Source organism: Streptomyces mutabilis (assembly GCF_046628145.1).
GTDB classification, from domain to species: Bacteria; Actinomycetota; Actinomycetes; order Streptomycetales; family Streptomycetaceae; genus Streptomyces; species Streptomyces mutabilis.
Map to the genome: position 1 here is coordinate 1,154,829 of NZ_CP176874.1, position 20,391 is coordinate 1,175,219.

Sequence of the window (20,391 nt, forward strand, 5' to 3'; positions counted from 1 at the left end):
CGTGAGGCAAGCGTGACTGAAGAAGCGATCGACCGGGCCGCTCCGCCGGTCCGGGACTGGCCGGCCGTCGACCTGCCGGGCACCGACTTCGACCCCGTCCTGACCGAGTTGATGCGGGAAGGGCCCGTCACCCGCGTCTCGCTGCCCGACGGCGAGGGCTGGGCGTGGCTGGTGACCCGGCACGAGGACGTCCGGCTGGTCACCGACGACCCCCGGTTCGGCCGTGAGGCGGTCATGGACCGGCAGGTCACCCGGCTCGCCCCGCACTTCGTCCCGGCGCGCGGCGCGGTCGGTTTCCTCGACCCGCCCGACCACACCCGGCTGCGCCGCTCGGTCGCCGCCGCGTTCACGGCCCGGGGTGTCGAGCGGGTGCGCTCCCGGTCCCGCTCCATGCTCGACGAACTCGTCGACGCCATGCTGAAGGCCGGCCCGCCCGCCGACCTCACCGAGGCGGTCCTCAGCCCCTTCCCCATCGCGGTGATCTGCGAGCTGATGGGCGTCCCGGCGGCCGACCGGCACAGCATGCACACCTGGACGCGGCTGATCCTCTCCTCGTCGCACGGCGCGGAGGTCAGCGAGCGTGCCGAACAGGAGATGAACGACTACTTCGCCGACCTCATCGGGCTGCGGTCCGACAGCACCGGCGAGGACGTCGCCTCGCTCCTCGGTGCCGCCGTGGCCAGGGAGGAGATCACCCTGACGGAGGCGGTCGGGCTCGCCGTCCTGCTGCAGATCGGCGGCGAGGCGGTCACCAACAACAGCGGGCAGATGTTCTACCTGCTGCTGACCCGCCGGGAACTCGCCGAACGCCTGCGCTCCGAGCCGGGGATCCGTCCCCGGGCCATCGACGAGCTGCTGCGCTGGATTCCCCACCGCAACGCGGTCGGGCTGTCCCGGATCGCGCTGGAGGACGTGGAGGTCCACGGTGTGCGCATCCGGGCGGGCGACGCGGTCTACGTGTCCTACCTGGCGGCCAACCGCGACCCGGAGGTCTTCCCGGACCCGGACACGATCGACTTCTCCCGCAGCCCCAACCCGCACGTGTCCTTCGGCTTCGGCCCGCACTACTGCCCCGGCGGCATGCTGGCCCGCCTGGAGTCGGAGCTGCTGGTCGACACCCTCCTGGACCGGGTGCCCGGCATGAAGCTCGCGGTGCCGCCCGAGGAGGTCTCCTTCAAGAAGGGCGCGCTGATCCGCGGGCCCGAGGCCCTGCCGGTGACCTGGTGAGCGGGCCCGGGCGAGCCGGCCAGATGTTCTTCCACGCCGGCCCGCCCCCGGACCACGAGCGCTACTTCGAGGAGCTGCTGGAGATCCTCGGGGACGGGGGCCCGCCGGACCACGCGGCGATCGAGGCGCTGCGCGCGAAGTACGCCATCGAGCAGCTGACGCCGCTCAGGCACGTCAGCGGATCGGCATCCCCGCCAGCGTCCGCGCGATGACGAGCCGCTGGATCTCGCTCGTCCCCTCGAAGATCGTGTAGATCGCGGAGTCCCGGTGCATGCGCTCGACCGGGTACTCCCGCGTGTAGCCATTGCCGCCCAGGATCTGGACCGCCTGGGCGGTCACCTTCTTCGCCGTCTCGCTCGCGAAGAGCTTGGACATCGACCCCTCGGCCGCCGTGAACGGCTTGCCGTTGATCGCCATCCAGGAGGCCCGCCACACCAGCAGCCGCGCGGCGTCGATGGAGGTGCGCATGTCGGCGAGCTGGAAGGCCACGCCCTGGTTGTCGATGATCGGGCGGCCGAACTGCTCACGCGTCCGGGCGTAATCCAGCGCCACCTCGTACGCGGCCCGGGCCGTACCCACCGCCATGGCGCCGACTGCCGGACGGGACGCCTCGAACGTGGCCATCGCGGCGTTCTTGACGCGCTCGCCGCCCTTCTTGGCCTTCTCCCGGGCGCGGGCCAGACGCGCGTCCAGCTTCTCCTTGCCGCCGAGCAGGCAGGAGCCGGGGACGCGCACGTTGTCGAGGATCACCTCGGCGGTGTGCGAGGCGCGGATGCCGTGCTTCTTGAACTTCTGTCCCTGGGACAGGCCCGGGGTGTTCGGCGGGACGATGAAGGACGCGTGGCCCTTGGAGCCCAGCTCCGCGTCGACGACCGCGACGACGACGTGGACGTTGGCGATGCCGCCGTTCGTCGCCCACGTCTTCGTTCCGTTGAGGACCCACTCGTCCTTGGCCTCGTCGTACACGGCACGCGTGCGCATGGAGGCCACGTCCGAGCCGGCGTCGGGCTCGGAGGAGCAGAAGGCGGCGACCTTCACGTCGTTCGCGTCGCCGTACATCTGGGGGATCCAGGTGCCGATCTGCTCCTCGGTGCCGTTGGCGAGGACGCCGACGGCGGCGAGGCCGGTACCGACGATGGACAGGGCGATGCCGGCGTCGCCCCAGAACAGCTCCTCCATCGCCATGGGGATGCCGAGGCCGGTGGGGTCGAAGTACTGCTGGGCGTAGAAGTCGAGGGAGTAGATGCCGACCTTGGCGGCCTCCTGGATGACCGGCCAGGGAGTCTCCTCACGCTCGTCCCATTCGGCGGCCGCGGGGCGGATGACGTCGGCCGCGAAGCCGTGCAGCCAGTCCCGGACCTCCTTCTGTTCGTCGCTCAGCTCCATGGTGAATTCGGCCATGTCCCCTCCAGTGACGCACGTGCATGTTACTTGCGGTAACCCGAGTCTGTTACCGACGGGTAGTAAAAGTCAACTCCCGAGAACCCGTCGCCCTCCCGTTCGATGCCCCACGTCCCGTGGGTGTTAGTTTGCGCAGGCGTCACCGAACGAGCACGGGTGGGGAGAGCACATGGACACCACACAGCGGACCGATCAGCAGCGGTCCGCCGACCGCAGACGGCGCGAGCTTCTGGAGGCCGCCGACCGGGTGGTGCTGCGCGACGGCCCACAGGCCTCGATGAACGCCATCGCCGCCGAGGCCGGCATCACCAAGCCCATCCTCTACCGCCACTTCGGCGACAAGGGCGGACTCTACGCCGCCCTCGCGCAACGGCACACCGACGCGCTCCTGTCCTCGCTGCGGGCCGCCCTGGACGCCCCGGCGGAGCGGCGCAGGCGCGTCGAGTCCACCCTGGACACCTATCTGGCGGCCATCGAGGCACGCCCGCAGGTGTACCGCTTCCTGATGCATCCGGCCGAGGGCAGCACCGCTCCGGGCGACCAGGCCGAGTCCGGCTTCGACGTCGGCAAGCACTCGGCACCGCTGCTGCGCCGCATGGGCGAGGAGCTGGCCCAGGTCATCGAGGAGCGCCTGGACGTGGGGCCGGGTACCCAGCAGCTCGCCCGGGTCTGGGGCCACGGGATCGTCGGCATGATGCACGCCGCCGGGGACTGGTGGCTGGGCGAACGCCCGTGTTCCCGGGAGGAGCTGGTGCGCAGCCTGGCCGACCTGCTGTGGGGCCGGCTCGCCGAGGCCGGGGACAAGGCGGGCGGCCCCGGGTTCTAGCCCCGGTCCCTCGCCCGCTCCGGCGTCCCGGTACGGCTCCAGGACGCCCTGGCCGCCTGCCGCAGCACCCGGCGCCTGCGCCACCCCGTGAGGCGGTCGACGTAGAGACCGCCCTCCAGATGGTCGCACTCGTGCTGGAGACAGCGCGCGAAGAATCCCGTACCGCGCACGGTGACCGGCTCCCCAGTCACTGTGAGACCCGCCACGACCGCCTCGTCGTGGCGCTCGGTCCCGGCCTCCAGCCCCGGCAGCGACAGACACCCCTCGGGCCCGCGCACCACCGGCCCGCCGCTCTCCACCAGCCGCGGGTTCACCACGTGCCCGAGGTGGCGCTCGTCCTCGTCGTCCGGGCAGTCGTACACGAAGACCCGGACCGGTTCGCCGATCTGGTTGGCGGCCAGACCCACACCGCGAGCTGCGTACATCGTGGCGAACAAGTCCTCCACGAGCGCCGCGAGTTCCGGACCGAAGTCCGTCACCTCCTCGCAGGGAGCGTGCAGGACGGGGTCGCCGAGGAGACTGAGGGGCCGGACGCGCCCGTGGGAGCCCGGGATGGAGCCGTGTCGCATGGCGGCAAGAGTAAGGTCCCTGTGTTCCCCGGCGGCTCGCGCCACCGTCGGAACCCCGTGGCCGGTGCCGCGATTCGGGAGTGCGAATGGATCTCGATAGGCTGAGGTCCCACCACGTGGCCGTCAGGCTTCACAGGCTTCAGGCGCGGCGCGTACGCAAGGAGGATCGAGAACTGATGGCAGGCAACTCGGACCCGCTCACGCCGCGGGCCAAGATCGCCGTGACCGCGGGCAAGGCGGTCGCGGCGGCGTCTCGCGCCGCCGGGCGCGGCAGCGGTTCGGTGATCGGCGGCCGGGTCGCGCTCAAACTCGACCCCGACCTCCTGGCCCGGCTCGCCCAGCACCTGGACGTGACCCTCGTCTCGGCGACCAACGGCAAGACCACCACCACCCGGCTCATCGCCGAGGCGCTCAAGGCGGCCGGCCCGGTGGTGTCCAACGCGCTCGGCGCCAACATGCCGGCCGGCATCACCTCGGCCCTCGCGGCCGGTTCGGACGCCCGGTACGGAGTCATCGAGGTCGACGAGAAGTACCTCGTCGGCGTCGCCCAGGCCACCGAGCCGAAGTGCATCGCGCTGCTCAACCTCTCCCGCGACCAGCTCGACCGCGCCGCCGAGACCCGGATGCTCGCCGAGAACTGGCGCGAGGGCCTGGCGGGTTCGAAGGCCGTGATCGTCGCCAACGCCGACGACCCGCTGGTGGTGTGGGCCGCGTCCTCCTCCCCCAACGTGATCTGGGTCGCCGCCGGGCAGATGTGGAAGGACGACGCCTGGTCCTGCCCGTCCTGCGGCGGCGTGATGCAGCGTCCGGGCGACGACTGGTTCTGCGGCGAGTGCGGCTTCCGCCGTCCGACGCCGAGCTGGGCGCTGTCCGGCGACCACGTCCTGGACCCGCACGGCTCCGCCTGGCCGATCCACCTCCAGCTGCCGGGCCGCGCCAACAAGGCCAACGCCGCCTCGTCGGCCGCCGTCGCCGCCGTCTTCGGGGTACCGCCCCAGGTCGCCCTGGAGCGCATGTACCAGGTCCAGGCGGTCGCCGGACGCTACGACGTCGTCCAGTTCCAGGGGCGCGACCTGCGCCTGCTGCTCGCCAAGAACCCGGCGGGCTGGCTGGAGACCTTCTCCCTGATCGACCCGCCGCCCGCCCCGGTGATCCTCTCGGTGAACGCGCGCGGCGCCGACGGCACCGACACGTCCTGGCTGTGGGACGTCGACTACACCCGGCTGAGCGGCCACCCGATCTGCGTGATCGGCGACCGGAAGCTGGACCTCGCGGTGCGCCTGGAGGTCGCGAACCAGCAGTTCCAGGTGTGCGAGGACCTCGACCAGGCGGTGTCGCTGTGCCCGCCCGGCCGGATCGAGGTCATCGCGAACTACACCGCCTTCCAGGACCTGCGCCGCCGCGTCGGCAACTGACCGCGTAACTTCAGGGGACTCTCGTGAGCGACAACCAACTGCGCATCGTCTGGATCTACCCGGACCTGCTCAGCACGTACGGCGACCAGGGCAACGCCCTGGTCGTGGAGCGCCGGGCGCGGCAGCGCGGCCTCGACGTGGCCCGGCTCGACGTGCGCAGCGACCAGCCGATCCCGACCTCCGGCGACATCTACCTCATCGGCGGCGGCGAGGACCGCCCGCAGCGGCTCGCGGCCGAGCGGCTGCGCCGCGACGGCGGCCTGTACCGGGCGGTGGAGAACGGCGCGATCGTCTTCTCCGTCTGCGCCGGCTACCAGATCCTGGGCCACGAGTTCATCAACGACCTCGGCCAGCGCGAGCCGGGCCTCGGCCTGCTCGACGTGGTCTCCACCCGCGGCGAGGGCGCGCGGTGCGTCGGCGACGTCCTCGGCGACATCGACCCGCGCCTTGGCCTGCCCCCGCTGACCGGCTTCGAGAACCACCAGGGCGTCACCCACGTCGGGCCCAGCGCCCGTCCGCTCGCCCAGGTCCGCTTCGGCAACGGCAACGGCACCGGGGACGGCACGGAGGGCGCGTACAACGACACGGTCTTCGGCACGTACATGCACGGCCCGGTGCTGGCGCGCAACCCGCAGATCGCGGACCTGCTGCTGAAGCTGGCCCTGGACGTGAACGCGCTGCCGCCGACCGACGACCGGTGGTACGAGGCGCTCCGCAACGAGCGGATCGCGGCCGCGCAGCAGCCCGCCTGACGGCTGCCAGACGCCTGCCCGACACCCACCGGGACGGCCCGTCTGATGCGTCATCCGCACAGGTGAGCGGGCACGTCCAGTAGGCGGACGCACGGTTCGGTCCCGCCCCCCGATGCCGCTAGGGTGGCGGGGATCGAGCCGGACAGCGCGGTCCGGACCCGTGCCACTTGAGAAGGTATTTCGGGCTATGCGCATTGGTGTCCTCACGTCCGGCGGCGACTGCCCCGGCCTGAACGCCGTCATCCGGTCCGTCGTGCACCGTGCCGTCGTCGACCACGGCGACGAGGTCATCGGCTTCCGGGACGGCTGGAAGGGCCTCCTGGAGTGCGACTACCTCAAGCTCGACCTCGACGCGGTCGGCGGCATACTCGCCCGCGGCGGCACCATCCTCGGCTCCTCCCGGGTCCGCCCCGAGCACCTTCGGGACGGCGTGGAACGCGCCCGCGGCCACGTCGAGGAGCTGGGCCTGGACGCGATCATCCCGATCGGCGGCGAGGGCACGCTCAAGGCGGCCCGCCTGCTGTCCGACAACGGGCTGCCGATCGTCGGCGTGCCGAAGACCATCGACAACGACATAGCGGTCACCGACGTCACCTTCGGCTTCGACACGGCCGTCACCGTCGCCACCGAGGCCCTGGACCGCCTGAAGACCACCGCCGAGTCCCACCAGCGGGTGCTCATCGTCGAGGTCATGGGCCGTCACACCGGCTGGATCGCGCTGCACTCGGGCATGGCGGCCGGCGCCCACGCCGTGGTCGTCCCGGAGCGGCCGTTCGACATCGAGGAGCTGACCGCGAAGGTCGGCGAGCGGTTCTCGGCGGGCAAGCGGTTCGCGATCGTGGTCGCCGCGGAGGGTGCCAAGCCGAAGCCCGGCACGATGGACTTCGACGAGGGCGGCAAGGACGTCTACGGCCACGAGCGCTTCGCCGGCATCGCCCGCCAGCTCTCGGTCGAGCTGGAGGAGCGGCTCGGCAAGGAGGCGCGGCCGGTGATCCTGGGGCACGTGCAGCGGGGCGGGACGCCCACGGCGTACGACCGGGTGCTGGCGACGCGGTTCGGGTGGCACGCGGTGGAGGCGGTGCACCGTGGTGAGTTCGGGATGATGACGGCCCTGCGGGGCACGGACATCAGGATGGTGCCCTTGGCCGAGGCGGTGGAGTCTCTCAAGACGGTGCCGGACGCGCGGTACGCGGAGGCGGAGTGTGTTCTCTGAGGTTGCCGTGACACGCCGTCCGCAGCTGGTACGTGGTTGCTCGCGCAGTTCCCCGCGCCCCTGACGGGGCGCTTCACCGCCCCCGGTCACAACAGTGGCCGGGGGCGGTTCTAGTCTTGCTTCGGACAGACGGCGCTCAACCGCGCTCAACCCCCACGAAACAGGAGCCGGCGGATGGATCACAGCGGGCACGGCATGATGATGGATCTGCCGCCGTTCACGCTGGGGCGAGGTCTCGCGTGGTCGGCGGACCCCTTCTTCCTCATCGCCTGTCTCCTGGGACTGGCGCTGTACGGCTGGGGTGTCGTCCGGCTGACCCGGCGCGGGGACAAGTGGCCGGTGGGCCGGACCGCGTCCTTCGTCGTCGGTGTGCTGAGCGTCCTGCTGATGATGTGCACCAAGCTCAACGACTACGGCATGGTCATGTTCAGCGTGCACATGGTCCAGCACATGATCATCAGCATGGTGTCGCCGATCCTGCTGCTGCTCGGCGCGCCGATCACCCTGGCCCTGCGCGCGCTGCCCACGGCGGGCCGCGGCCGCAAGGGCCCCCGCGAGCTGCTGCTGATGCTGCTGCACAGCCGGTACATGCGGATCATCACGCACCCCGCGTTCACCATCCCGCTGTTCATCGCGAGCCTGTACGCGCTGTACTTCACCCCCCTCTTCGACTTCCTGATGGGCTCCAAGGTCGGGCACATCGGGATGATGGTGCACTTCCTCGCCGTCGGGCTGGTGTTCTTCTGGCCGATCATGGGCGTGGACCCTGGCCCGCACCGGCCGGGCTACGTGATGCGGATGCTGGAGCTGTTCGCGGGCATGCCGTTCCACGCGTTCTTCGGCATCGCGCTGATGATGGCGTCCGGGCCCATGGTCGAGACGTTCAAGAACCCGCCCGCCTCGCTCGGCATCGACGCCCTGTCCGACCAGAACGCGGCCGGCGGCATCGCCTGGGCCTTCAGCGAGGTCCCGTCCGTGCTGGTGCTGCTCGCCCTGCTGTTCCAGTGGTACGCCTCCGAGGAGCGGCAGGCGCGGCGCAAGGACCGGGCCGCCGACCGCGACGGTGACAAGGAACTCGAGGCGTACAACGCCTATCTGGCCTCACTGAACACACGCGGCGGCTGAACGGCGTCCTCGTTCAGTAGCATGTGGCGCGTCGGGGGAACCGCCCGGGGGGAGCGGTATGACGCGTCACCTCTTTTCGGGCCGGGGCGTGGCCGGCCGCTATCTGCTGCTGCGTCCGCTCGGCCATGGCGGGGCGGGCCACGTGTGGCTCGCCCACGATCAGCGGCTGGGCGGCGAGGTCGCGCTGCGGGCCGCCCGCGCCGGCGTCCGGAACCTGCCAGGTGGGCATACCCATCCGCACGTGGTCACCGTCCATGACGTGGTGGAGCACGAGGGCGCCCCGTGGATCGTCATGGAGTACGTCCCCGGCGCCGTCAGCCTGACGGAGGCGGTGGCCAGGCGTGGTCCGCTGGCCCCGGCCGAGTGCGCCCGGATCGGGCTCGCCGTACTCGACGCGTCGGCCACCGGGTGGGAACTCGGCGTGGAACCGGCCGGCATCCTGCTGGCGCCGGACCGCACGGGCGCGCCGTACGGGCGGATCCTGTTGACGGACCGAGGCACGGACGGCCCCGGGCACGGCGACGCTCTGCGCTCGCTGGGCCGCACGCTCCACTACGCCGTCGAGGGCCGCGAGCCCTCCGGCCTCGGCGTACCCGTTCCGCCGGTTCGGGCCGGTGCGCTCGGCCCGCTGCTGGAGAGGCTGCTCGCCGATCCGGCGCCCCGGGTCACGGTGGCCGAGGCGGAAGCGGAACTGTCCTGGATCGTCACCCCGCAGACCGAGACGTACGCCCGGCCGCGGACCGACCCCGGATCGCAGCCGCCCTGGTCCGCGGCGGCCGTGCCCGGACCGCCCGCACCCGCGCCCGGAGGGGCGGACCGGGCCGACGGGCGCCCCACCGCCTCCCCGGCCGCCGGCGCCCACCGGCGTCGTCGCCCGCGGGCCCTGCGGGCCGCCCTGGCCGGCGGGCTCGGCGCGGTGCTCGCCCTGAGCGGCGTCTGGTACGCCCTGGCCGACCGTGGGCCCGCCGGGACGGGGGCGCCGTACGGCGGTGCCGTGGGGCTCGTGGCGCCGCTGGAGGACGGGGACTGCGTGCGCGCCCACTGGCCGGGCGGCACCCGGTTCGCGGGGACGCCGCGCCTCACCGTGGACGCGGACTGTCGCGGCGAGGCACCCGACGGCCAGGTGATGGCGTTCGTGCCCGCGTCCTCCGCCGCGGAGGCCCGTGAGCTGGGGCCGGCCCGGTGCGAGGAGCGGACGCGGGAGGTCCGGGCCCGGCTGGCCGGCGTGCGCAGCGTGGCGGTCGTGCCGGCCGAGGACGGGTTCGAGACCGCCCGGCGGCGCACCGCCTGTCTGGTGCTGGGGGCGCACGGGCCGGTGCACGGGCCGCTGGGCCGGCACCGTGAGGTCGGCTCGGTGTTCGCGGACACCGCCACCATGCAGCGCCGGGACTGCCTGGACGTGCGTTCCGCGCGGGAGGTCCGGCTGGTGTCCTGCGGCGGCCGGTACGACGCCCAGGTGCTGGGTTTCACCCGGCTGGCCGAGGACGTCACCCTCGCCGAGGCGCCCTCGGCGGCGGACGAGGCGTGCGCGCGGGAGGTCCCGCCCCGCGACTACGGATTCGATCCCTCCCTGTACGAGGCCGGCTCCCGGACGGCCGCCGGCGCCTGGAAATCCGGGGCACATCTCGTCGTCTGCACCGTACGGAGGCAGAACGGGGGCACCATGGAGGGGAACGGACCATGAGGAGGGTGTTGCGATGCCCGGTTCCACGGACAGTTCGACGAAGACGATGGGGGCGCTCACCATCGGAGGCCTGGTCGCGGTGACGGCCTACACGGTGGCGCTCGGGAGCAACGGCTGGCTGTGGTTCGGCTGGGTCGTACTGGGACTGATCACCGTGGGGATGGTCGCCACGCGCAGCGCCTGAGCCCCGCGCGGGGGCGCTCGCACACACTCACTCGCGGCCGACGCGGCCCGCCGAGTGCACGCCCGGCTGGTACTTCGGCAGCCGGACGGTGATCTTCATGCCCGCGCCGACGGCCGTCTCGATCACGAGGCCGTGATCGTCCCCGTAGACCTGGCGGAGGCGGTCGTGGACGTTGGACAGCCCGATGCCGCCCGACGGGCTGACCTCGCGCGCCAGGATGCGGCGCAGCAGGTCGGGGTCCATGCCCGCGCCGTCGTCCTCGATGACGACCAGTGCCTCGGCGCCCGCGTCCTGCGCGGTGATCTGGATGCGGCAGCGGTCGGACTTGCCCTCCAGCCCGTGCTTGACGGCGTTCTCGACCAAGGGCTGGAGACAGAGGAAGGGCAGGGCGACCGGCAGCACCTCCGGGGCGACCTGGAGGGTGACGGAGAGACGGTCGCCGAAGCGGGCGCGTACGAGGGCCAGGTAGTGGTCGATGGCGTGCAGCTCGTCGGCGAGGGTGGTGAAGTCGCCGTGCCGGCGGAACGAGTAGCGGGTGAAGTCGGCGAACTCCAGCAGCAGCTCCCGGGCGCGCTCGGGGTCGGTGCGCACGAAGGACGCGATCACCGCGAGCGAGTTGAAGATGAAGTGCGGGGAGATCTGCGCGCGCAGGGCCCTGATCTCGGCCTCGATGAGCCGGGTGCGTGACTGGTCGAGGTCGGCCAGTTCCAGCTGGACGGAGACCCAGCGGGCGACCTCCCCGGCGGCCCGGACCAGGACGGCGGACTCGCGGGGCGCGCAGGCGACCAGGGCGCCGTGCACGCGGTCGTCGACGGTGAGCGGGGCGACGACCGCCCAGCGCACCGCGCAGTCGGGGCTGTCGCAGGTGAGGGGGAACGCCTCGCCGCGGCCGGTCTCCAGCGGGCCGGCCAGACGTTCCATGATCTCGGTGCGGTGGTGGGCGCCCGCCCCGTCCCAGGCCAGGACCTCCTTGAGGTCGGTCAGGCACAGCGCGTCCGTGCCCAGCAGGGAGCGCAGCTTGCGGGCGGACTTGCCGGCCGTCTCCTCGGTCAGCCCGGCCCGCAGCGGAGGTGTGGCCAGGGATGCGGTGTGCAGGGTCTGGAAGGTGGCGTGCTCGACCGGGGTGCCGAGCCCGCCGAGGTGCTGCGGGCGGGCCGTGCGCCGGCCCAGCCAGAAGCCCGCGGCCAGCAGGGGCAGCAGGGCGACGGCGAGACCGGCCAGGAAGCCGCTCACGGAGCCGCTCACGGCGTCACCTCCTTGCGCAGCTCCTCCGCACGCAGTTCCTCCGCGCGCAGCTCCTCCGCGCGCAGTTCCTCCGGCAGGTGGAAGCGGGCCAGGATCGCGGCCGTCCCGGCCGGTACCCGTGCCGGGGTGGCCAGCGAGACCAGCACCATGGTGAGGAAGCCCAGCGGCACCGACCACAGCGCCGGCCAGGCCAGCAGCGCGTGCAGCGCACCGCCGCCGCCCGGGAAACCGCCCATGGTGGCGGCGACGGCGAGCAGCGCCGAGCCGCCGCCCACCAGCATCCCGGCCGCCGCACCGGGCGGGGTCAGCCGCCGCCACCAGATGCCGAGGACCAGCAGCGGGCAGAAGGAGGAGGCGGAGACCGCGAAGGCGAGACCCACCGCGTCGGCGACCGGCAGCCCGCCGACCAGCGCGCTCGCAGCCAGCGGCACCGCCATGGCGAGGACCGTGCCGAGCCGGAAGTGCGGCACGCCCCGGGACGGCAGCACGTCCTGGGTGAGGACGCCCGCGACCGCCATGGTCAGCCCGGACGCCGTGGACAGGAACGCGGCGAAGGCACCGCCCGCCACCAGCGCGCCCAGCAGGTCGCCGCCCACTCCCCCGATCACCCGGTCGGGCAGCAGCAGGACGGCGGCGTCGGCGTCCCCGGTGAGGGTCAGCTCGGGGGCGTAGAGGCGGCCGAGGGCTCCGTAGACGGGCGGCAGCAGGTAGAAGGCGCCGATCAGCCCGAGGACCGCGACGGTGGTGCGGCGGGCGGCGACGCCGTGCGGACTGGTGTAGAAGCGGACCACGACGTGCGGCAGGCCCATGGTGCCCAGGAAGGTGGCGAGGATCAGGCCGTACGTGGCGTACAGCGGGCGTTCGGTGCGGCTCTCCGCCCGGGAGGGCGACAGGGCGTCGTCGGCGCCGCGTCCGGCGGCCGGGACGGCGGTGTCCTTCGCGAAGGTGAGACGGGTGCCGGCCTCGATGCGATGGGTGCCGGTGGGCAGGTCGAGCCGGGTGCCGTCGTGGGCGCGGCCGTCCACGGTGCCGTCGGCGGTGACGGTCAGCGGCTTCTCCAGCTTGAGGGTGAGCGTGTCGTCGACCCGCACGGAGCGCTGCTCGCGGAAGGTGGCCGGTTCCTCGAAGGCGCGGCCGGGGGCGCCGTCGCCCTGCCAGGCCAGGACCAGGAAGAGCGCGGGGACGAGCAGCGCGGTGAGTTTCAGCCAGTACTGGAAGGCCTGGACGAAGGTGATGCTGCGCATGCCGCCGGCCGCGACGATGGCGGTGACGACGACGGCGACGATCACCCCGCCGAGCCAGTCGGGGGCCCCGCTGAGCACGGTCAGGGTCAGTCCGGCGCCCTGGAGCTGGGGCAGCAGGTAGAGCCAGCCGACCCCGACGACGAACGCGCCCGCCAGCCGCCGTACCCCCTGGGAGGCGAGCCGGGCCTCGGCGAAGTCGGGCAGCGTGTAGGCGCCGGAGCGGCGCAGCGGGGCGGCGACGAAGAGGAGCAGGACGAGGTAGCCGGCGGTGTAGCCGACCGGGTACCAGAGCATGTCGGGGCCCTGGACCAGGACCAGGCCGGCGATGCCGAGGAAGGACGCGGCGGAGAGGTACTCGCCGCTGATGGCGGCGGCGTTCAGACGCGGGCCGACGGTGCGGGAGGCGACGTAGAAGTCCGAGGTGGTGCGGGAGATGCGCAGGCCGAAGGCGCCGACGAGGACGGTGGCCACGACGACGAGGGCGACGGCGGGTATGGCGTAGCTGGAGTTCATGGCGCCTTCACGGGCTCGTCCGACGAGATCATCGGTCCTCGACCAGGCGCACGAAGTCGCGTTCGTTGCGTTCGGCGCGGCGCACGTACCAGCGGGCGAGGAGGACGAGCGGGGCGTACAGGCCGAAGCCGAGCACCGCCCATTCCAGGCGGCGGGCGTCGGGCATCGCCGCGAACAGCAGCGGCAGCGGTCCGACCAGCAGCCCGAGGACCGCGAGGGCGGCGAGGCCGGCGCGCAGCTGGCTGCGCATGAGGGAGCGGACGTAGGTGTGGCCGAGGGTGGTCTGCTCGTCGATCTCGGTGCGCGGGCGGTAGTAGCCCGAGGCGCGTTTGGTGCGCCTGGGCGGGCCCGTGACGGTGACGCGGCGTTCGGTGGGGTCCTGGGGCACGGTTCACGGCCTCCGCATGAGCAGGTCCCGCAGTTCGCGGGTGTGGCGGCGGCTGACCTGGAGTTCCTCGGTGCCGACCAGGACGCTGACGCTGCCGGCGTCCAGGCGGAGTTCGCCGATGTGGCGCAGGGCGACGAGGTGGCGGCGGTGGATGCGGACGAAGCCGCGGGCGCGCCAGCGCTCCTCCAGGGTGGACAGGGGGATGCGGACGAGGTGGCTGCCCTTGTCGGTGTGCAGGCGGGCGTAGTCGCCCTGGGCCTCGACGTGGGTGATGTCGTCGACGGGGACGAAACGGGTGACGCCGCCCAGCTCCACGGTGATGTGGTCGGGGTCGGGTTCGTGCACGGGGATGCGCGGGGCCGGGGACGTCGCGGTGCCGCGGCGTTCGGCGGCCCGGCGGACCGCTTCCGCCAGCCGTTCCCTGCGGACGGGTTTGAGCACGTAGTCGACGGCCTTGAGGTCGAAGGCCTGGACGGCGAAGTCCTCGTGCGCGGTGACGAAGACGACCAGCGGCGGCCGGGCGAAGCCGGTCAGCAGCCGGGCGAGGTCCAGCCCGTCGAGGCCGGGCATCTGGATGTCGAGGAAGACGACGTCGATGGCGTCCGGCCCGTCGGGGCCCGATTCCAGGGCCCGGTTGATGCGGCGCAGCGCCTCGGTCGCGTCGCCCGCGCCCTCCGCCGTGCCGATGCGGGGATCGGCGTTCAGCAGGTACACGAGTTCCTCGAGCGTGGGGCGTTCGTCGTCGACAGCCAGGGCGCGCAGCATGAAGGTGGAGTGTAGGAGTAATCCGTACGCCTGAACACGCCCCCGAGGTGGACGTATCCGCTGGATACAGTGCCCGCATGAACAGCAGGCCCAGCCCGTTCGACGAACTCGACCGGAAGATCGTCACCGCCCTGATGGCGAACGCCAGGACGTCCTTCGCCGAGATCGGCGCGGAGATCGGGCTGTCCTCGACGGCGGTCAAGCGCCGGGTGGACCGGTTGCGCGAGACCGGCGTGATCACCGGGTTCACGGCGACGGTACGGCCCTCGGCGCTGGGCTGGCGCACCGAGGCGTACGTGGAGGTGTACTGCGAGGGGGCGGCGCCGCCCAGGCGGCTGGCGGAGGTGGTGCGCGGTTATCCGGAGATCACGGCGGCAATGACGGTGACGGGCGGCGCGGACGCGCTGCTGCACGTGCGGGCGCGGGACGTGGAGCACTTCGAGGAGGTGCTGGAGCGCATCCGTGCGGAGCCGTTCATCCGCAAGACGATCAGTGTGATGGTGCTGTCCCACCTGATCCCGGACAGTCCGGAGGCGGGAGCCGGCCTTCTCGCCCCGGAGGGCGCAGCAGACGTGCGCTGACCCGGTGCACAACGCAGCGATGGTGCGTGGACACGCAGCCTTTGTCGCTTGTCGGGCGTGGTCGCCGCTTCCTACCGTGGTGTCAACCCCCAGTCACACACCGTGAGGAAGCGGAGGTACCCCTCTGTGCCCGAGAACCGTGTGCCGCGCCGGCGGCGCTTCTTGGTCTGCGAACCCAGACACTTCGCCGTGCAGTACGCGATCAACCCGTGGATGAGCACCGGCCGACCGGTCGACGTCATCCGCGCCCTGGACCAGTGGCAGGCACTGGTCGACGCCTACCGCGCGCACGGCCACACCGTGGACACCGTCGCGCCGGTGCCGGGCCTGCCCGACATGGTCTTCGCCGCGAACTGCGCGGTGGTGGTCGAGGGCCGGGTCTTCGGCTCGCACTTCCACGCGCCCGAGCGCCGGGGCGAGTCCGTGGCCTACGAGGCGTGGTTCAAGACGGAGGGCTTCGAGGTCCAGCACCCCGAGGCGGTCTGCGAGGGCGAGGGCGACCTGGTCCCGGCCGGGCGGTGGATCCTGGCCGGCACGGGGTTCCGCACGACGCCCGAGGCGCACCGGGAGGCGCAGGAGTTCTTCGGGGTGCCGGTGATCTCGCTGACGCTGGTGGACCCGTACTTCTACCACCTGGACACGGCGCTGTTCGTGCTCGACGAGGAGAACGTGGCGTACTACCCGGGGGCCTTCTCGCCCGGCAGCCGTGAGGTGCTGGAGCGGCTGTACCCGGACGCGGTGATCGCGACCCGCGAGGACGCCATGGCGTTCGGGCTGAACTCCGTCAGTGACGGACGCAACGTGTTCATCGCCCCCGGGGCCGGGGAACTCGCGGACCGGCTCAGCGACCGCGGCTACGTCCCCGTCCCCGTCGACCTGTCCGAGTTCCACAAGGCCGGTGGCGGCATCAAGTGCTGCACCCAGGAGATCCGGGAGACCCGCTCATGACCGCACCCGTCCGCACGGACCGCGGCTCCGAGGAGCTGATCCGCGCCGAGGAGCCCGTCCTCGCGCACAACTACCACCCGCTGCCCGTCGTGGTGGCCCGTGCCGAGGGCGCCTGGGTCGAGGACGTGGAGGGCCGCCGCTATCTGGACATGCTGGCCGGTTACTCGGCGCTCAACTTCGGCCACCGCCACCCGGCGCTGATCGACGCCGCCCACCGCCAGCTGGACCGGCTGACCCTCACCTCCCGCGCCTTCCACAACGACCGGCTCGCGGAGTTCGCCGAGCGGCTGTCCGCGCTGACCGGCACGGACATGGTGCTGCCGATGAACACCGGCGCGGAGGCGGTGGAGAGCGGCATCAAGGTGGCCCGCAAGTGGGCCTACGACGTCAAGGGCGTCCCGGCCGACCGGGCGACGATCGTGGTCGCGGCGGACAACTTCCACGGGCGTACGACGACGATCGTCAGCTTCTCGACGGACGAGACCGCCCGTTCGGGCTTCGGCCCCTTCACACCCGGCTTCAAGATCGTCCCGTACAACGACCTGGCGGCGCTGGAGGCTGCGGTCGACGAGACGACGGCGGCCGTGCTGATCGAGCCGATCCAGGGCGAGGCGGGCGTCAACATCCCGGACGACGGCTATCTGGCGGGCGTGCGGGAGCTGACCCGCCGGGCCGGCTGCCTGTTCGTCGCCGACGAGATCCAGTCGGGGCTGGGCCGCACCGGGCACACCCTCGCCGTCGGGCACGAGTCGGTGGTGCCGGACGTGGTGCTGCTCGGCAAGGCGCTGGGCGGCGGGATCGTGCCGGTGTCGGCGGTGGTCGGCAGCCGGGAGGTGCTGGGGGTGCTGCATCCGGGCGAGCACGGCTCGACGTTCGGCGGCAATCCGCTGGCGGCCGCGGTGGGCACGGCGGTGGTGGAGCTGCTGGAGACCGGCGAGTTCCAGCGCCGGGCGACCGAACTGGGCGAGGTGCTGCGCGAGGGTCTGGACGCCCTGGTCGGCAAGGGCGTGGTCCGCTTCCGGGCGCGCGGGCTGTGGGCGGGCGTCGACGTCGACCCGGCGCTCGGCACCGGCCGCGAGGTCAGCGAGCGCCTGATGCGCGAGGGCGTCCTCGTCAAGGACACCCACGGCTCCACGATCCGCCTGGCCCCGCCGCTGACCGTCACCGCCGAGGAACTGCGCGGGGCGCTCGGGACGCTGGAGAAGGTCCTCACCGCGTCCTGAGCGCGGCTACGGAGCGGCTCGGCCCCGGTCGAGCCGCTCCACGTACGTCACGTTGCCCCGGTCCTCCGCCTCCTCGCTGGGCGCACCCGCGAACCAGGCGTCGAGGATCTCCCCCAGCAGCGGCCCCGAGGTCAGCCGCAGACTGAGCGCGAGGACGTTGGCGTCGTTCCAGCGGCGGGCGCCGTCCGCCGAGTACGCGTCGGTGCACAGGGCCGCCCGTACGCCGGGCACCTTGTTCGCGGCGATGGACGCGCCGGTGCCGGTCCAGCAGCACACCACCGCCTGGTCGGCGGTGCCGTCGGCGACCTCGCGCGCCGCCCGCTCGGAGCACACCGCCCACTGGGGGTCCGCCCCGGGGCTCAGGGCTCCGTGCGCCAGCACCTCGTGTCCGCGTGCGCGCAGCTCCTCGACGAGGAGGCGGGCGACGGGTTCGTCCATGTCGGAAGAGACGGCGATCCGCATGTGCGAAGCCTAGTCGGCCCGCCCGCTCACCTCATCGGCCCAACCACATGACCGACGTCACGGCCATACCCAGCATGATCGGGGGAACGGGTACGAGCTGAGAATCGTACGACCGAGCAGTGCCCCGCCCGGGTGTCTGCACGTGGAAAGGGAGGCCGCCACGTCCCCCAACGAGAACGGCCAGGAATCCGACGCCGCGGCGATCCGCCGCCACCCGGCCCTGTTCCGGGCCATCAGGCGCCGGCAGAACCCCCGACTGCGCCGGTCGGACATCACGGTCACGGACGAGGCCGCGGTCAAGAGGGCCGTGAAGGCGGCCTCGCTCGGCAATGCCATGGAGTGGTTCGACTTCGGCATCTACGCCTATCTGGCGGGCACCATCGGCCGCGTCTTCTTCCCGTCCGGGAGTGACACGGCGCAGCTGCTCTCCTCGTTCGCCACGTTCGCCGTGGCGTTCCTGGTGCGTCCGCTCGGCGGCATGGTCTTCGGGCCCATGGGCGACAAGATCGGCCGCAAGAAGGTGCTGGCCCTGACGATGATCCTCATGGCGATCGGCACCGCCGCCATCGGGCTCATCCCCAGCTACGACTCCATCGGCTTCTGGGCCCCGGTGCTGCTGATCCTGTTCCGCCTGCTGCAGGGCTTCTCGACCGGCGGCGAGTACGGCGGCGCCTCCACCTTCATCGCCGAGTACGCGCCCGACAAGCGGCGCGGGTTCTTCGGCAGCTTCCTGGAGCTGGGCACGCTGGCCGGGTACACCGGTGCCGCGAGCCTCGTGACCGCGCTGACGGCCTGGCTGGGCAGCGACACCATGGACGCCTGGGGCTGGCGCATCCCGTTCCTCGTCGCGGCGCCGCTCGGCATCGTCGGTATCTACCTGCGGCTGAAGCTGGACGACACGCCCGCCTTCCTCCAGCTGCAGGAATCCAACGTCCACATCTCGGAGGCGGCGACCGCGGTGGAGACCACCGCCCGGGGCGACCTCGCGAAGATCTTCCGCACGCACTGGCGCATGCTGATCCTGTGCATCGCGCTGGTCGGCGCGTACAACATCACCGACTACATGCTGCTGTCGTACATGCCGACGTACCTGTCGGACGAGCTGCACTACAGCGAGAGCCACGGGCTGATGATCCTGGTCGCGACGATGGTGCTGCTGATGCTGATCATCAACCAGGTGGGCCGGCTCTCCGACCGCTTCGGCCGCAAGCCGCTGCTCATGACCGGCATGATCGGCTTCTTCGTGCTGTCCGCCCCGGCCTTCGTCCTGGTGCAGGAGGGCAGCCTGCTCGCCGTCTCGGCCGGCATGCTGATGCTCGGCCTGTCCCTGGTCTGCCTGCTCGGCACAATGTCGGCGGCGCTTCCGGCGATGTTCCCGACCAATGTCCGGTACGGGTCCCTGTCGGTCGGTTACAACCTGTCGGCCTCCCTGTTCGGCGGCACCACGCCGCTGGTCATCACCGCCCTGATCAGCGTGACCGGTTCCGACATGATGCCCGCGTACTACGCCATGGCCGCCGCCCTCGTCGGTGTCGTGGCCGTGGCCTGCATGAAGGAGACGGCGCAGCAGCCCCTGGAGGGGTCGCCGCCGTCGGTGCAGACCGACGAGGAGGCTGCGGAGATCGTCGAGGCGCAGGCGCCGACGCCGAAGTTCTGACCGCACCGAGGTGCCGGGGTCCCGACCCCACGACGCGGCCGCGGGCCGGGCACGTCCGGTTCCGGACGGCCCGGCCCGCACCTACACTGGCAGCCCGGCAGACGCCGGTTGACCAGTGAGAACACGGCGACGAGCCGTCCCGCCGGGGTGAGGAGCGACGCCTTGTTCTACTACGTCCTCAAATACGTGCTGCTGGGCCCTCTGCTGCGGCTGCTCTTCCGTCCCCGGATCGAGGGCCTGGACCACGTCCCGGCGTCGGGGGCGGCCATCGTCGCGGGAAACCACCTCTCCTTCTCGGACCACTTCCTGATGCCCGCCGTGCTCCGGCGCCGCATCACCTTCCTCGCCAAGGCCGAGTACTTCACCGGCCCGGGCCTCAAGGGCCGGCTGACCGCGTTCTTCTTCCGCAGCGCCGGGCAGATCCCCGTGGACCGCTCCGGCAAGGAGGCGGGCCGGGCCGCGATCCGCGAGGGCCTGGGCGTCCTGTCCGGGGACGAGCTGCTCGGCATCTATCCGGAGGGCACCCGCTCGCACGACGGGCGGCTCTACAAGGGCAAGGTCGGGGTCGCGGTGATGGCGCTGCGGGCCGGGGTGCCGGTGGTGCCCTGCGCGATGATCGGCACCTTCGAGGCGCAGCCCCCGGGCCGGAAGATCCCCAGACTGCACCCCGTGGTGATCCGGTTCGGCGAACCGCTGGACTTCTCCCGCTACGAAGGGCTGGAGGGCGAGAAGGCCGTGCTGCGCGCCGTCACCGACGAGATCATGTACGCGATCCTGTCGCTGTCCGGGCAGGAGTACGTGGACCGGTACGCGGCCGACGTGAAGGCCGAGGAGGCCGAGAAGACGGCGAAGGGGCCGAGGTTCCCCCGGCGACCGCACCGGTAGGGCGCCCGGTACCGCGTCTGCCGTCGGCAGAAGAACGTGCCCGACGGCCGGACCTGCGCCTACGGTCGCCGCCATGACACGTGC

General features: G+C 72.2%; 20 protein-coding genes and 1 pseudogene. 14 read left to right on the forward strand and 7 right to left on the reverse strand.

Annotated elements, in window-relative coordinates:
- Window positions 1-12: 12 nt before the first annotated feature.
- Both ACLIN4_RS04915 and ACLIN4_RS04920 read left to right on the forward strand, forming a co-directional pair.
- Window positions 13-1,227: a cytochrome P450 gene (locus tag ACLIN4_RS04915; protein ID WP_411575533.1), complete on the forward strand. Its 1,215-nt coding sequence runs from the start codon at window positions 13-15 to the stop codon at window positions 1,225-1,227.
- Between the two features lie 20 nt (window positions 1,228-1,247).
- Window positions 1,248-1,439, forward strand: a pseudogene (locus ACLIN4_RS04920) (hypothetical protein); the annotation flags it as partial.
- On the opposite strand, the gene ACLIN4_RS04925 reads toward ACLIN4_RS04920, so the two are convergent.
- Window positions 1,402-2,628: an acyl-CoA dehydrogenase family protein gene (locus ACLIN4_RS04925; protein WP_100048770.1), complete on the reverse strand. Its 1,227-nt coding sequence runs from the start codon at window positions 2,626-2,628 to the stop codon at window positions 1,402-1,404. The pseudogene ACLIN4_RS04920 and the gene ACLIN4_RS04925 sit on opposite strands and share 38 nt — an antisense overlap.
- Window positions 2,629-2,797: 169 nt before the next feature.
- Here ACLIN4_RS04925 and ACLIN4_RS04930 point away from each other — a divergent pair, with 169 nt between their 5' ends.
- The gene (locus ACLIN4_RS04930; protein WP_100049584.1) at window positions 2,798-3,454 is read left to right on the forward strand and encodes a TetR family transcriptional regulator; all 657 of its coding nucleotides are present in this window, start codon (window positions 2,798-2,800) and stop codon (window positions 3,452-3,454) included.
- Here the strand turns inward: ACLIN4_RS04930 and def are convergent.
- Window positions 3,451-4,023, reverse strand: coding sequence for a peptide deformylase (gene def / locus ACLIN4_RS04935; RefSeq protein WP_100049585.1), 573 nt, complete (start codon window positions 4,021-4,023; stop codon window positions 3,451-3,453). The genes ACLIN4_RS04930 and def overlap by 4 nt on opposite strands.
- 176 nt (window positions 4,024-4,199) lie before the next feature.
- Between def and ACLIN4_RS04940 the strand changes: the two genes are divergently transcribed.
- The 6 genes from ACLIN4_RS04940 (at window position 4,200) to ACLIN4_RS04965 (ending at window position 10,396) form a co-directional block, all read left to right on the forward strand.
- On the forward strand, window positions 4,200-5,438 hold the full coding sequence (locus ACLIN4_RS04940) for a Mur ligase family protein (RefSeq protein ID WP_100049586.1): 1,239 nt from the start codon (window positions 4,200-4,202) through the stop codon (window positions 5,436-5,438).
- Between the two features lie 23 nt (window positions 5,439-5,461).
- The gene (locus ACLIN4_RS04945; RefSeq protein WP_100049587.1) at window positions 5,462-6,190 is read left to right on the forward strand and encodes a type 1 glutamine amidotransferase; all 729 of its coding nucleotides are present in this window, start codon (window positions 5,462-5,464) and stop codon (window positions 6,188-6,190) included.
- Window positions 6,191-6,377: 187 nt separating this feature from the next.
- Window positions 6,378-7,403, forward strand: a complete 1,026-nt coding sequence (locus tag ACLIN4_RS04950; protein WP_019327485.1) for a 6-phosphofructokinase — start codon at window positions 6,378-6,380, stop codon at window positions 7,401-7,403.
- A gap of 174 nt (window positions 7,404-7,577) precedes the next feature.
- Window positions 7,578-8,528, forward strand: a complete 951-nt coding sequence (locus ACLIN4_RS04955) for a cytochrome c oxidase assembly protein (RefSeq protein ID WP_290012321.1) — start codon at window positions 7,578-7,580, stop codon at window positions 8,526-8,528.
- Between the two features lie 58 nt (window positions 8,529-8,586).
- A complete protein-coding gene (locus tag ACLIN4_RS04960; RefSeq protein WP_411575534.1) occupies window positions 8,587-10,212 on the forward strand; it encodes a septum formation family protein in 1,626 nt (541 codons plus the stop codon).
- Between the two features lie 13 nt (window positions 10,213-10,225).
- The gene (locus ACLIN4_RS04965; protein WP_019327487.1) at window positions 10,226-10,396 is read left to right on the forward strand and encodes a membrane protein; all 171 of its coding nucleotides are present in this window, start codon (window positions 10,226-10,228) and stop codon (window positions 10,394-10,396) included.
- A 27-nt stretch (window positions 10,397-10,423) separates the two neighbouring features.
- On the opposite strand, the gene ACLIN4_RS04970 is transcribed toward ACLIN4_RS04965, so the two are convergent.
- The 4 genes from ACLIN4_RS04970 to ACLIN4_RS04985 are packed head-to-tail and all read right to left on the reverse strand — an operon-like array spanning window position 10,424 to window position 14,551.
- Window positions 10,424-11,629, reverse strand: coding sequence for a sensor histidine kinase (locus ACLIN4_RS04970; protein ID WP_411576734.1), 1,206 nt, complete (start codon window positions 11,627-11,629; stop codon window positions 10,424-10,426).
- Window positions 11,630-11,637: 8 nt separating this feature from the next.
- A complete protein-coding gene (locus ACLIN4_RS04975; protein ID WP_107479564.1) occupies window positions 11,638-13,398 on the reverse strand; it encodes a cation acetate symporter in 1,761 nt (586 codons plus the stop codon).
- Between the two features lie 28 nt (window positions 13,399-13,426).
- Entirely contained in the window at window positions 13,427-13,786 is a 360-nt protein-coding gene (locus tag ACLIN4_RS04980; protein ID WP_100048530.1) for a hypothetical protein, read from the reverse strand.
- A 3-nt stretch (window positions 13,787-13,789) separates the two neighbouring features.
- Window positions 13,790-14,551: a LytR/AlgR family response regulator transcription factor gene (locus ACLIN4_RS04985; RefSeq protein ID WP_100048529.1), complete on the reverse strand. Its 762-nt coding sequence runs from the start codon at window positions 14,549-14,551 to the stop codon at window positions 13,790-13,792.
- Between the two features lie 77 nt (window positions 14,552-14,628).
- Between ACLIN4_RS04985 and ACLIN4_RS04990 the strand changes: the two genes are divergently transcribed.
- The 3 genes from ACLIN4_RS04990 to rocD all read left to right on the forward strand — a co-directional run bounded on the left by ACLIN4_RS04990 (window position 14,629) and on the right by rocD (window position 17,303).
- On the forward strand, window positions 14,629-15,132 hold the full coding sequence (locus ACLIN4_RS04990) for an Lrp/AsnC family transcriptional regulator (RefSeq protein ID WP_100048528.1): 504 nt from the start codon (window positions 14,629-14,631) through the stop codon (window positions 15,130-15,132).
- 126 nt (window positions 15,133-15,258) lie between these two features.
- The gene (ddaH, locus tag ACLIN4_RS04995) at window positions 15,259-16,080 is read left to right on the forward strand and encodes a dimethylargininase (RefSeq protein WP_100048527.1); all 822 of its coding nucleotides are present in this window, start codon (window positions 15,259-15,261) and stop codon (window positions 16,078-16,080) included.
- Complete coding sequence (gene rocD / locus ACLIN4_RS05000) at window positions 16,077-17,303, forward strand: ornithine--oxo-acid transaminase (RefSeq protein WP_107479565.1); 1,227 nt, start codon at window positions 16,077-16,079, stop codon at window positions 17,301-17,303. Before ddaH ends, rocD begins: the two co-directional genes overlap by 4 nt.
- A gap of 6 nt (window positions 17,304-17,309) precedes the next feature.
- Here rocD and ACLIN4_RS05005 read toward each other — a convergent pair whose 3' ends face one another.
- Window positions 17,310-17,765 (reverse strand): RpiB/LacA/LacB family sugar-phosphate isomerase, encoded by a 456-nt coding sequence (locus ACLIN4_RS05005; RefSeq protein WP_100048525.1) that lies wholly within the window; start codon window positions 17,763-17,765, stop codon window positions 17,310-17,312.
- Between the two features lie 142 nt (window positions 17,766-17,907).
- Here ACLIN4_RS05005 and proP point away from each other — a divergent pair, with 142 nt between their 5' ends.
- Together proP and ACLIN4_RS05015 are read left to right on the forward strand one after the other, a co-directional pair.
- Window positions 17,908-19,422: a glycine betaine/L-proline transporter ProP gene (gene proP, locus ACLIN4_RS05010; protein WP_107479566.1), complete on the forward strand. Its 1,515-nt coding sequence runs from the start codon at window positions 17,908-17,910 to the stop codon at window positions 19,420-19,422.
- A 162-nt stretch (window positions 19,423-19,584) separates the two neighbouring features.
- The gene (locus ACLIN4_RS05015; RefSeq protein ID WP_107479567.1) at window positions 19,585-20,307 is read left to right on the forward strand and encodes a lysophospholipid acyltransferase family protein; all 723 of its coding nucleotides are present in this window, start codon (window positions 19,585-19,587) and stop codon (window positions 20,305-20,307) included.
- The last annotated feature ends 84 nt before the right edge of the window (window positions 20,308-20,391 follow it).